Origin of the sequence: Winogradskyella marina, from assembly GCF_015645385.1 — a bacterium.
GTDB classification, from domain to species: Bacteria; Bacteroidota; Bacteroidia; order Flavobacteriales; family Flavobacteriaceae; genus Winogradskyella; species Winogradskyella marina.
Window position 1 is genome coordinate 100659 of sequence record NZ_JADOET010000008.1, and the last position, 13107, is coordinate 113765.

Below are 13107 nucleotides of genomic sequence, written 5' to 3' on the forward strand. Positions count from 1 at the left end.
GAGATTTTATTTAATACCTGTAATCGCTTAAAGGTGTTGTTTAGTTTTGATCACCTGGTGTTAAATTTGGGTTAGCATCAATTTCAGCTTGAGGAATTTTCCAAATCCATGCATCATTTACAGAAGGTTTTGCTTGTATAAACCCATCTTGATATAATGTTTGAGATGCACCAGAACCTCCATTGGCACTATGGTCTATACCCTCATCCCAACGAATTTTATCAGAATAACTAAAACCTTCACCATATAACTCTACACCACGTTGAAACTTAATTTGCTCTAATAAACTCGCCTGAGTATTAAAAACAGTAGCATCGAAGGCAGAATCTCTAGCTTCTCCTATAGTTTGTAGGGCAGCTTGTGCTGCAGGAATATTAGGAATCATAGCATTTGCTTCTGCTTCAATTAAATACATTTCAGATGAACGCATGTAAATGATATCATCAGGATCTGTAGTTCCAGCATTTGCATTACGTAATTTTACATGCATATAAGGGTGTAAATTAAAACTAGAAGATAAACCATACTGAGAACGAATTTCATCGCGTCTATCGTTAAATGCGTCTTCATCTGTATAATTAGGATCATTGCCAAAACCGCCTTCTCCATTAGATGCAGAAGTATTAGTGTTAGGTGCGTCGGCTAAAAATAAGTCTTTTCGGTAATCCGTATCAGGAATTTGATTGTATAACCTTTTGTCAATCAGTTTAGGATTGTTTCTAACTTGACTACCATTAAAAGTATTACTAGCTAAATAAAAGTACGATCGGAAAAATGTCGTTTCCGTTCCTATATTATTACTTCCCCAGATGACTTCAGATAAGTTATTAGAATTAAACCCAGACTTATACTCTTCTTCTCCCATTAACGGATAATTTTGTCTAGCTGATGCAGCTGCACTAGCAGCCGTAGTCCAATCACCACTAGCTAAAGCAATACGAGCCTTAATCCCATAAGCAACATCTATATTAAGTTGTGATTTATGCTTAGGATCTCCTGTAGGTCTTGGTGTTGCATTTTCAAAATAAGAAATTGCCGTATCAATATCTGCTTTACATTGGTCATAAATCACCTGAACTGTAGATCTAGCTTCACTCTCAAAAGGTGATTCAGAAGCAAATAATAATGGTACACCAGGATCTGTAGAAGGGTTTCCAATTAAGTAGCCTTTAGCATAATGCGTCACTAAATCGTGGTAAGCAAATGCTCTGTAAGTATATGCTTGTCCCAGTATCTCTCTCAATCTGTCATCTTCAGGAATGCTTCCGTCTGAAGCTTTATTAATAATCGCATTGGTACTAGCAATAACGTGGTAGCGTTGGTACCATAATTGCTCAGTTGTAAGTGATGTTTGTTGTGAATGTGACGTCCATCTTGCTTCATCTTGCCAGCCTAAATTATTAGAAGATGCAGAATGAATTAAGGCACCTGCTATATTATCTCCTAATGGTACCCAATAATGGTTACCAGATCTGTAACTGTCACCTCCCGAAATTAAGGTTTGTGGCTGTGCATACTGTAAACGGTGCAGTCCATTTAGTATCAAAGCCATATTGTCTGCAGTAGCTAAGGCATCAGTAGAAGATATCGCATCTGTAGGTGATGTTTCCAAGAAATCTTCCTCGCACGAGGCTACAGTAAGAGCGAGGCCTACTAATAGTGTTATTTTTATTTTTCTTAACATGATATATATTTTTAAATTAGTTTAATTAAAATGAAACATTTAATCCAATAGAGAAAATTCTACTAGGACTATAATCATTTCCTGAACCTGTTCCGCCTAAGTTGTATTGAGGGTCTAAACCTGTTCTTTCACTTTTAAGATACAAGTTTTCTCCCGATACATACAATCTTAAGTTATCCATTTTAAGAGCATCTGTAAGTTTGTTGTCAAAGGTGTATCCAAGGTTTACATTCTTTAAGGACCAGAACGAAGCATCTGTTAAGAATCTAGTTGACTGAGTTTGTACTAAATCACTGTTTCCATTTTGTAATCTTGGAACATCTGTGATGTCACCTGGCTCTCTCCATGCATTTAAGATGTCTGGGTGTAAAGAACGACCATAACTACCACTATGCATCATTGCAGAATAACCATTATCTAATACTTTGCCACCAATTCCATAAGTAATTAAGAAATCTAAAGAAAATCCTTTATAGCTTAAACTGTTTGATATAGAACCTAAAAAGTCAGGTATTGAGCTATCTCCAGTATACGCTCTTTCTGTTTCTTGCCAGTCATTAGTAGTTTCTTGAACACCATTGCCATCTTCAACAGGTACGCTATTTCCGTCATCATCTATTTCATACATGTAAAATAATTGGTCACCATTGGCAGGATCGACACCTGCTGTATGTAGTAAATAGAAATCAAAACGAGAACGTCCTGTTTCCCATCGTTTAGAACCATTAATAAAAGGGTCTGGAAGTGCAGTTATTTCGTTTTTAAACGTTGAGCCTTGTAATGTTACATCCCATTTGAAATCTACTTTGTTGACAAGGTGTGCTGTTAATCCAATTTCAAAACCAGAATTATACATATCACCAACGTTTGTTGGGAATTCGTTTAGTCCGTTACTCAATGCAATTGGTAAATCATAAAGAAGGTCTGTTGAGTTTTTCTTGTAATATTCTAAAGATCCATCTATGAAGTTATTGAATAATGCAAATTCTAAAGCTATGTCATAACTTGAAGACGTTTCCCATTGTAAGTCTGCATTACCAATTTCTTGCCAAACTAATGCAGGATCAGCGGCATTAGACGTTAATCCATATCTAGGTTGTGATAAGAAAAAGTCTAATAAGTTATCGTTACCAACTTCTCCATAAGAGGCTCTAATTTTTAACTTATCAATAAAACTTACGTCATCCATAAAATTTTCTTGATCTATACGCCATGATCCACCTACAGAGTAAAATGTTCCCCATCTTGACTGTTTGTCAAATACAGAAGAAGCATCTCTTCTTACTGAAGCACTTAAATAATATTTGTTATCATAGTTGTAATTAGCTCTTGAAAAGTAACCCTCAAGTGTCTTATTTGTAGTTGCGCCACCTAAGCTTACTGGTTCAGAGAAGTTGTCAAACTCAAAAATACCCTCTACAACTTGCGTTATAGCAGTAGCATTATTACTTGTGTAAGTTCTGTCAAAACTCTCATGTCCTGCCGTAATATCTACATTATGTGCACTTCCGAAAGTTTTAGAGTACGTTAAAATTTGATTAAAATTCTCTACTTCCCTTCTATATCTAACCTCTGCATATCTACCAGTGGGTTGAGCATCTCCAATAATGTTATTTTCATAACTTTTATTTATACCTTCATTGATGTCTCTTCCATAGTTAACTTTGAAATGTAAACCATCTAATATTTTTGCATCTGCATAATATCTAAATCCATAGGTATTGTTTTGATTGTTTTCGTCGTTTAAAACAAGTTCTTGTAGTGCGTGACGATCTTGATTTGTTGGTCTTGATCCAATGTTGTACTCTGGAAATCCAGATCCATTATCATAAACAGGACTTCCAGAAGCATCTCTAACTAAGTTTCCATCTAAGTCATTCACATAAACAGGGTAAATCGATCCAATATTTTTAGCAAAACTAAAAGGGTTTGCAATACTTCCTTCGCCTCCGTTTGCAGGTCCATTAGACTCTGAAAGAGTAACATTAGCACTACCTCCCATAGTTAACCAATCACTAACATCAAAGTCAGCATTTAAACGTGTGGTTAAACGATTATAATCTGAAGTTACTACGTAACCATCTTCATCTAAATAAGACGTAGAGAAAAATACTTTGTGTTTCTCTCCACCACCGGCAACATTTACATTGTAGTTAGTTCTTATACCAGTTCTACGTAAAACGTCATACCAATCTAGAGATTTATAGATGACTTCAGCATTTGGATTTAACCTTCCGTCAGTTCCAACAATTTGATCGTTAGCAACATTAAACGGATTATAACCTAATTGGTTGTAAATGTTATCTGAAGCAAAAACAGGATCACCACCTGCAGCACTTGAATTTTTTAGGGCTTCCCACATGGTTTCATAGTAATCACCAGGACCTATGTAATCATATTCAGAGACTGCATTTGTTACATAACCAGTTTGTACAGATACATTCGTTTTAATATCTCCTTTTGTACCACTTTTTGTGGTTATTAATACAACCCCATTTGCAGCTCTAGATCCATATAGTGATGTGGATGCAGCATCTTTAAGAATTGTAAAAGATTGAATGTCTTCTTGGTTTATTGTGCTCAATGCACCTTCAAATTGAATACCATCAACAATATATAAAGGACTTGAAGAACCATTTAATGTTCCTACACCACGTATTACAATATTAGGTGAAGAACCTGGTTGACCAGAAGGCGATGTAAACTGAACACCAGTTGCTCTACCTTCTATGGCAGCAACAGGTGAAGTTACACTTCTTAATGCTAAGTCTTTCTCACCAATGACACTGGCAGAGCCGGTAAAAGCTTCCATGCTAGATGTACCAAACGCAACGACCACGACTTCATCTAACGCAGCAGAATCTTCAGCTAATGTTACATTCATAGTATTAGAACTGCCAACTTTGACTTCTTGAGTCTGTAGACCAATGTAGCTAATAACAATAGTGTCTCCTACATTAGCTGTAATAGAGAATTTACCGTCAAAATCTGTTTGTGTTCCTGTCGTAGTGCCTTTCACTATAATGTTCACTCCAGGCAAGGGGAGCCCAGATTCATCGGATACCACACCCGAGACTGTTTTTTCTTGTGCAAACGTTAGCTGTACAAGAAACACTAATACTAGTGTTAAAATTCCTTTGTAGTTTGTTTTCATATTTAATATGGATTAGTTATGATTAACATCAAAAATGCTAAAATTTTGCCAAATAAGCAATGTTTTTGATGTTAAATAGAGAATAATGTTTTATAAAGGTTTGGAGTGAAATTTAATTGAATTTACTGTCTAAATCTCTTGTAAAAAAAAGTGTTATTGGAGTCGTTGTTGTAAAGCGTCTGATAACAAGAGTGTTATTGTTGTGTAATTAGGGAAGTCTTCAGTAAAATAGTTTCTGTATTCTATAATGTATAGTGATATTGCCTAAAAACAAACCATCGTATAATTGGGTAGATATCATTGTGTGTCAATGTTAAAATTAGTTTAAACTTTTTATATACTTCACTAGCTTTTTGCCTAATTTGTTTGTGTCTGAATACATTTATAGTAACTAAATGCCATTAAGTTATTCTGAGAAACCTAAAGTGTCTGTTTTGCGAAATGTAGAGTTAATGATTTTACTCATAATAACTTTATGAGTGTTCTTTTTAGTATCACAAGCTCATCGTATGTGATTTGGAAGATTAAAAAGTAGCTGTTAAACTCAAATGAACTTTTGAGTCTGATAATTTAAATTGTCGGTTTTCAGTCTTTCCGCTAGAGTAGTTTAAACGGAATAATCCAGCGTTGGTCAATAAACCTAATCCAAAACCAAAACCAAAGAGCTTTTCTTTACTGTCTGTTAGTTTGTTCTCAAAATATGCAGCATCTAAAACCGAGTGCACATATATGTTGCTGCTTAAACGGTAGCGGTATTCTGTACTAAGTACACCATATAAATTAGCTACTAAACTGTTTTCTTCAAATCCACGAATAGAATTGATGCCTCCAAAACGAAACAGTTCATTATCTAAGTAGTTATCTGAAGTAAGTGTTGCTCCATTTATCCGAGTGTAAAAGCTATTTTTGTTATTTAGGTTAAAAATTTTATACGTATCTAAAGTGAATACATTTTGCTGTTGTTTTTCTAAATCATTGGTTCTATTGCCAAAGCCAGATGAGAAATCGAACCAAAAATTTATAGGAAATAAAGCATCGTAAAACTGAGATTTCATGTAGTTGTAATGGAGCGTATAATAATTGGATTTGTAATCGTTTAAAATATCAGTATCATTTTCTAATAGGTTAGTCGATGTAGTGGAGGTGATGCCAACACCAACTTTATGCTGTGCATTAACCTGATAATTTATTTTAGCATATTGCTTAGCATTTAAAAACGTTGAGTCTTTTCTAAAAATGTTGAGACCAACCTGAAATCCAATTGGTGATCCAAATAAATAAGGCAAATCTGCATCAACGTTAAAGGTTTGTTGATCTATTTCGTCACTTTTGTAAAATAGATTCAAGGTTTCACCATAATTAAGGTTGTTAATAAGCCTTAAGTCTAAGTAGCCATCAAATTCAATTTTATTAGTGTTTTCATTGGTTCCAAAACCTAAAAATCCATCAAAATTATTAGTTCTAGTTTTTTCTACATATATATATAGTGTCGTAGAGTCTTGTGTAAATAGAACTTCAGGTGCTTTAATTTTAGAGGCAAAGCGGAGCTCGTTTAGTAATTCAACCTTTTCTTTTATAGCATTTAGGTTGAAGGATTTTCCGGTTTTCAGTTTTAGAAAGTGTTTTAAATACGACTTCGGAAATTGCTCGTAACCTTTAATTAATATTTTATCGATGCGTCTTTTTTGGTTAGCGACCACTTTTAAGTTAGCTGATAATAACTCAGAATTCAACTTAGATATATTAATAAGTTGTAATGTCGAAAACGGATCGCCTTGTTCGGCAATTTTAGAGTTTAAATTTTCTAGATTAGATTCAAGCTCATTTATATGTAGCTCGAAATAACCGTCACGGATATTATAATTTAAAGACTTTAATAACTCAACATTAAAAGTAGAGTCAAAATACACTCTAATTCTATTAATTCTATGTCCTAATATAAGGTGTGCTTTAAAAAGCGTGTCGTTTAGTTTGGTTATTTTTTCTGTACTTGTGTCAATATAGCCCTTTCTAATAACCTTCCCTTTTAAAAGATTGATTTCTGATTGGAGATCATTGTAAGAGGTAAAGGTTTCTGTATAGCCAATAGTGTCTATTATTTTAGTAGAGGTGTCGTTTTCTCCAATAACGGTCAGGTGAATAGATTGTGCCATCCCTAAGCTTGAAAAAACAGGGAACAGAATTAAAAAAACAATTCGGTTATAAAATGGCATTTGTAAGATATAAAATAGGTCTTATGGTAACGTAAAAATAAGTGATATTGTATAGTGATGAAATTAAAGTTTATAATTCTTTTAAAAATTAATTATCAACTATTTGAATTATAGATATAAATTACTACATTTGCACCCCTCAAAAGTGAGGATTAATAAATTTTATATAGAAATATATGCCAACAATTTCACAATTAGTACGAAAAGGAAGAGCCAAAATAACCAAGAAGAGTAAATCGGCTGCTTTAGATTCGTGTCCTCAAAGACGTGGTGTATGTACTCGTGTTTATACAACGACACCTAAGAAACCTAACTCAGCAATGCGTAAGGTAGCAAGGGTTCGTTTAACAAACGGTAAAGAGGTAAATGCATACATTGGCGGTGAAGGTCACAATTTACAAGAGCACTCGATAGTATTGGTTAGAGGTGGAAGGGTAAAAGATTTACCAGGAGTTAGATATCACATCGTTCGTGGTGCTTTAGATACAGCAGGTGTATCTGGAAGAACGCAACGTAGATCTAAGTATGGTGCAAAACGCCCTAAGAAGTAATTTAAAACTTTAAGAAGAAGACATGAGAAAAAGAGCAGCAAAAAAGAGACCGCTTTTACCAGACCCAAGATTTAATGATCAGTTAGTGACGCGTTTCGTTAACATGATGATGTGGGACGGTAAGAAGTCTGTAGCTTTTAAAGTATTCTACGATGCAATTGATATTGTTGAGGAGAAAAAAAATGATGACGAAAAAACAGCTTTAGAAATTTGGAAAGAAGCTTTATCAAATGTGATGCCTCACGTAGAAGTACGTAGTCGTCGTGTTGGTGGTGCAACATTCCAGATTCCAATGCAGATTCGTCCAGATCGTAAGGTTTCAACTGCGATGAAATGGTTAATTAGCTTTTCACGTAAAAGAAACGAAAAATCTATGGCGCAACGTTTAGCGGCAGAAGTTTTAGCAGCAGCTAAAGAAGAAGGGGCAGCAGTTAAGAAAAGAGCTGATACTCATAAAATGGCCGAAGCAAACAAAGCATTCTCACACTTTAGATTTTAAGAAATGGCAAGAGATTTAAAACTTACAAGAAATATAGGAATTGCGGCTCATATTGATGCTGGTAAAACAACAACAACAGAGCGTATTCTTTTTTATACAGGTGTATCACATAAAATTGGTGAAGTTCATGATGGAGCTTCAACAATGGACTGGATGGAGCAAGAAGCAGAAAGAGGTATTACAATTACGTCTGCTGCAACAACTTGTGATTGGACATTCCCAAAAGAAAATGGTGAGCCAACTCCAGAAGCACAAGATTATCACTTTAATATTATTGACACACCAGGTCACGTTGATTTTACGGTAGAAGTTAACCGTTCATTACGTGTATTAGATGGTTTGGTGTTTTTATTTAGTGCAGTAGATGGTGTTGAGCCACAATCTGAAACTAACTGGAGACTAGCAGATAACTATAAAGTGCCTAGAATTGGTTTCGTTAATAAAATGGACCGTCAGGGATCAGACTTCTTAAGTGTTTGTCAACAAGTTAAAGACATGTTGAAGTCAAACGCTGTGCCAATTGTATTAAATATTGGTGAAGAAGATAACTTCAAAGGGATTGTAGATTTAGTTAAAAACAGAGCTATAGTATGGCATGATGATAACTACGGATCTACTTTTGATGTTGTTGATATTCCAGAAGAAATGAAGGACGAAGTACGTAAGTATCGTGCTTTATTAATAGAAGAAGTTGCTAGTTACGATGAAAATCTACTAGAGAAATTCATGGAAGATGAAGATTCTATTACAGAAGAGGAAGTGCACGCTGCACTTAGAGCTGCTGTAATGGATATGGCTATTATACCAATGGTATGTGGTTCTTCTTTCAAAAATAAAGGTGTTCAGTTCTTATTAGATGCTGTTTGTCGTTATTTACCTTCTCCTTTAGATAGAGATAGTGTAGTGGGAACAAACCCTAACACAGATGAAGAAGAGCGTAGAAAGCCAAGTGTAAAAGAACCGTTTTCAGCTTTAGCATTTAAGATTGCTACGGATCCTTTCGTAGGTCGTTTAGCTTTCTTTAGAGCTTATTCTGGTCGTTTAGATGCAGGTTCTTATATCTTGAACAACCGTTCAGGTAAAAAAGAACGTATTTCTCGTATCTACCAAATGCACTCTAACAAACAAAATGCTATCGATTTTATTGAGGCAGGAGATATTGGAGCGGCAGTAGGATTTAAAGATATTAAGACTGGTGATACCATGTCTGATGAAAAGCATCCTATCGTTTTAGAATCTATGGACTTTCCAGATCCCGTAATTGGTATCGCAGTAGAGCCTAAGACTAAAGCAGATGTTGATAAGTTAGGTATGGCTTTAGCTAAATTAGCTGAAGAAGATCCAACGTTTACAGCGCGTACAGATGAGTCTTCGGGTCAAACAATTATATCAGGAATGGGTGAGCTTCACTTAGATATTATTGTAGATCGTTTAAAAAGAGAATTTAAAGTTGAGGTTAACCAAGGTCAGCCACAAGTTGAATATAAAGAAGCTATTACACAAGCTGCAGATCATAGAGAGGTTTATAAGAAACAATCTGGTGGTCGTGGTAAATTTGCTGATATCGTATTTACGATTGAGCCGGCAGATGAAGGTGTAGTAGGATTACAGTTTGAGTCTACTATTAAAGGTGGTAACGTTCCTAAAGAATTTATCCCTTCAATTGAAAAAGGATTTAAAATGGCAATGACCAATGGTCCTTTAGCAGGATTCGAAGTTGATTCTATGAAAGTAACTTTAAAGGATGGATCTTACCACGATGTGGATTCTGATCAATTATCTTTCGAATTAGCAGCGAAATTAGGATTTAAAAATTCTGCAAAAGCAGCTAAGGCGGTTATAATGGAACCTATTATGAAACTTGAGGTGATTACACCAGAAGAAAACATGGGTGATATTGTTGGTGACTTAAATAGAAGAAGAGGACAAATGAGTAGCATGGGAGATAGAGCTGGTGCAAAAACTGTAAAAGCTACTGTGCCATTATCTGAAATGTTTGGATATGTAACAACGTTAAGAACATTATCTTCGGGTAGAGCTACATCTACAATGGAATTTTCTCACTATGAGCAAACACCACAGAACGTATCAGAAGAAGTAATCAAAGCAGCTAAAGGCGTTGAATCGTAAATCTTAAGAAAATGAGTCAAAAAATCAGAATAAAATTAAAATCTTACGATCACAACTTAGTAGACAAGTCTGCTGATAAGATTGTAAAAACAGTTAAAAGTACAGGTGCAGTAGTAACAGGACCAATCCCGTTACCAACACACAAGAAAATTTTCACTGTATTACGTTCACCACACGTAAACAAGAAATCAAGAGAACAATTTCAATTAAGCTCTTATAAGCGTTTATTAGATATTTACTCTTCGTCATCAAAAACGATTGATGCGTTAATGAAACTTGAATTACCAAGTGGAGTAGAAGTAGAAATCAAAGTGTAATTACACACTTACATGTCCTAAGCTGCGAGCGAGGGAAAAACGGTAAAAATACAATTCAAGGCTGAAACGTATTTTTCAGCCTTGAATATTTAATAAGGATAAGTCGCGACTTGTCCATCAAAAACAAACAATCGGTCAATTCGCGAGTTGACTAAACTAAAAAGAAAAACATGTCTGGGTTAATTGGAAAAAAAATCGGTATGACCAGCATTTTCGACGAAAATGGAAAGAACATTCCATGTACAGTAATCGAAGCTGGACCATGTATCGTTACCCAAGTCAGAACTGAAGAAGTGGATGGTTATTCAGCACTTCAATTAGGTTTCGATGACGCGACAGAAAAAAGCGCTACTAAAGCAGACTTAGGTCATGCTAAAAAAGCGGGTACTTCTGTAAAACGCAAAGTTGTTGAATTCAAAGGTTTTGATGCGGAGTACAAATTAGGTGATGCTATTACAGTAGAACAATTTATTGAAGGGGAATTTGTAGATGTTGCAGGTACTTCTAAAGGTAAAGGATTTCAAGGTGTAGTAAAACGTCACGGATTCGGTGGTGTAGGTCAAGCAACGCATGGTCAACATAACCGTTTAAGAGCTCCAGGTTCTATTGGTGCAGCTTCTTATCCTGCGAGAGTATTCAAAGGAATGAAGATGGCCGGAAGAATGGGTGGTGAAACAGTAAAAGTTCAAAATTTAAGAGTTTATAAAGTAGTTCCAGAAAAGAACTTACTAGTGGTAAAAGGATGTGTTCCTGGTCACAAGAATTCTTATGTAATCATTGAGAAGTAATGAAGGTAGCAGTTTTAGATATAAACGGAAAAGATACGGGTAGACAAGCTGAGCTTTCTAAAGACGTATTCGCTATAGAGCCTAATAATCACGCTGTCTATTTAGATGTTAAGCAATACTTAGCAAATCAAAGACAGGGAACGCATAAGGCAAAAGAAAGAGCAGAAATTGCTGGAAGTACACGTAAGATTAAAAAACAAAAAGGAACAGGTACTGCACGTGCTGGTTCTATAAAGTCTGGTGTATTTAAAGGTGGTGGTCGTATGTTTGGTCCTAGACCAAGAAACTACAGTTTTAAATTAAACAAAACGTTAAAGCGATTAGCACGTAAATCTGCCTTAAGTATTAAAGCAAATGATAAGTCAATTTTAGTATTAGAAGACTTCAATTTTGAAGCACCAAAGACTAAAAATTTCCTTAATGTTTTAAAGGCTTTAGAGGTAGAAAACAAAAAATCTCTTATTGTGTTGGGTGGTACAAATAATAATGTATATTTGTCCTCACGCAATTTTAAAGGTTCTGAAGTGGTAACTGCTTCAGAATTAAGTACTTATAAAATTATGAATGCTAACAAAGTTATTCTAATTGAAAGTGCTTTAGAAGGAATTGAAACGAATTTAAGTAAATAGAACAGATGAGTATCTTAAAAAAACCTATAATCACAGAAAAAGCAACCATGCAAAGTGAGTTGTTAAATGCGTATGCATTTGAAGTGTGCACAAAGGCGAACAAGGTAGAAATCAAAAAAGCGGTAGAAGCTGCTTATGGAGTTTCTGTTGAAAAAGTTCGTACAATAAATGTCCGTCCAGATCGTAAGACCAAGTTTACAAAAACTGGTGTTCAACATGGTAAAACAAATGCTGTTAAAAAAGCAATTGTACAACTGGCGGAAGGTGAAACAATAGATTTATACACTAACATGTAATTTTAGACATTAATGTCAGTAAGAAAATTAAAACCGATCACATCAGGTCAGCGATTTAGAGTAGTAAATGGTTTTGACGCCATTACTACTGATAAGCCGGAGAAAAGCTTGCTTGCTCCGAAAAAACGATCAGGTGGTAGAAACAGTCAAGGAAAAATGACCATACGCCAAGTAGGTGGAGGTCATAAGAAGAGGTATCGTATTATCGATTTCAAACGTAACAAAGCGGGAATTCCTGCAGAAGTTAAGTCAATTGAATACGATCCAAACAGAACAGCATTTATTGCGCTATTAAACTATCAAGATGGTGAGAAACGTTACGTTGTCGCTCAGAATGGTTTACAAGTAGGGCAAAATATAGTGTCTGGTGAAAAAGGTATCGCTCCAGAAATTGGAAACGCAATGCCTTTAAGTGAAATACCATTAGGTACAATTATTTCTTGTATTGAGTTACGTCCTGGACAAGGAGCTGTTATGGCTCGTAGTGCTGGTTCGTTTGCTCAGTTAATGGCAAGAGGTGATAAATTTGCATCTGTAAAGTTACCATCTGGAGAAACGAGATTAATTCTTGTAACTTGTATGGCTACTGTTGGAGCAATTTCAAATTCAGATCATCAATTGTTAGTATCTGGTAAAGCAGGTAGAAGCAGATGGTTAGGTAGACGTCCAAGAGTAAGACCAGTAGTAATGAACCCAGTCGATCACCCAATGGGTGGTGGTGAAGGTAAGTCTTCAGGAGGTCATCCAAGAAATAGAAACGGTGTACCTGCTAAAGGTTACAGAACGCGTTCTAAGACAAAGTCGAGTAATAAGTATATTGTAGAACGTAGAAAGAAATAATTAAGA

Annotated in this window: 11 protein-coding genes; 8 read left to right on the forward strand and 3 right to left on the reverse strand. The window is 35.3% G+C overall.

From position 1 onward, the window contains the following. Positions 1–40: 40 nt before the first annotated feature. The 3 genes from ITJ86_RS10685 to ITJ86_RS10695 all read right to left on the reverse strand — a co-directional run bounded on the left by ITJ86_RS10685 (position 41) and on the right by ITJ86_RS10695 (position 7051). Positions 41–1684, reverse strand: a complete 1644-nt coding sequence (locus ITJ86_RS10685) for a RagB/SusD family nutrient uptake outer membrane protein (protein WP_195871635.1) — start codon at positions 1682–1684, stop codon at positions 41–43. Between the two features lie 25 nt (positions 1685–1709). Then, positions 1710–4838, reverse strand: a complete 3129-nt coding sequence (locus ITJ86_RS10690; RefSeq protein WP_195871636.1) for a SusC/RagA family TonB-linked outer membrane protein — start codon at positions 4836–4838, stop codon at positions 1710–1712. A 524-nt stretch (positions 4839–5362) separates the two neighbouring features. Further along, positions 5363–7051 (reverse strand): POTRA domain-containing protein, encoded by a 1689-nt coding sequence (locus tag ITJ86_RS10695; protein WP_230080277.1) that lies wholly within the window; start codon positions 7049–7051, stop codon positions 5363–5365. Positions 7052–7227: 176 nt separating this feature from the next. On the opposite strand from ITJ86_RS10695, the gene rpsL reads away from it, so the two are divergent. From rpsL to rplB, 8 genes are all read left to right on the forward strand, one after another. Beyond that, the gene (gene rpsL, locus ITJ86_RS10700; protein WP_179354551.1) at positions 7228–7602 is read left to right on the forward strand and encodes a 30S ribosomal protein S12; all 375 of its coding nucleotides are present in this window, start codon (positions 7228–7230) and stop codon (positions 7600–7602) included. 22 nt (positions 7603–7624) lie between these two features. After that, positions 7625–8101, forward strand: a complete 477-nt coding sequence (rpsG, locus tag ITJ86_RS10705; protein ID WP_178987595.1) for a 30S ribosomal protein S7 — start codon at positions 7625–7627, stop codon at positions 8099–8101. A 3-nt stretch (positions 8102–8104) separates the two neighbouring features. Further along, positions 8105–10231: an elongation factor G gene (gene fusA, locus ITJ86_RS10710; protein ID WP_195871637.1), complete on the forward strand. Its 2127-nt coding sequence runs from the start codon at positions 8105–8107 to the stop codon at positions 10229–10231. An 11-nt stretch (positions 10232–10242) separates the two neighbouring features. Beyond that, positions 10243–10548: a 30S ribosomal protein S10 gene (rpsJ, locus tag ITJ86_RS10715; protein ID WP_007650482.1), complete on the forward strand. Its 306-nt coding sequence runs from the start codon at positions 10243–10245 to the stop codon at positions 10546–10548. A 170-nt stretch (positions 10549–10718) separates the two neighbouring features. Beyond that, entirely contained in the window at positions 10719–11336 is a 618-nt protein-coding gene (gene rplC / locus ITJ86_RS10720; RefSeq protein WP_179354554.1) for a 50S ribosomal protein L3, read from the forward strand. After that, on the forward strand, positions 11336–11965 hold the full coding sequence (gene rplD / locus ITJ86_RS10725) for a 50S ribosomal protein L4 (protein ID WP_195871638.1): 630 nt from the start codon (positions 11336–11338) through the stop codon (positions 11963–11965). The genes rplC and rplD overlap by 1 nt, the downstream gene beginning before the upstream one ends. Positions 11966–11970: 5 nt before the next feature. After that, entirely contained in the window at positions 11971–12261 is a 291-nt protein-coding gene (rplW, locus tag ITJ86_RS10730) for a 50S ribosomal protein L23 (protein WP_195871639.1), read from the forward strand. Between the two features lie 12 nt (positions 12262–12273). Further along, positions 12274–13101: a 50S ribosomal protein L2 gene (rplB, locus tag ITJ86_RS10735; RefSeq protein ID WP_195871640.1), complete on the forward strand. Its 828-nt coding sequence runs from the start codon at positions 12274–12276 to the stop codon at positions 13099–13101. Positions 13102–13107 lie beyond the last annotated feature (6 nt).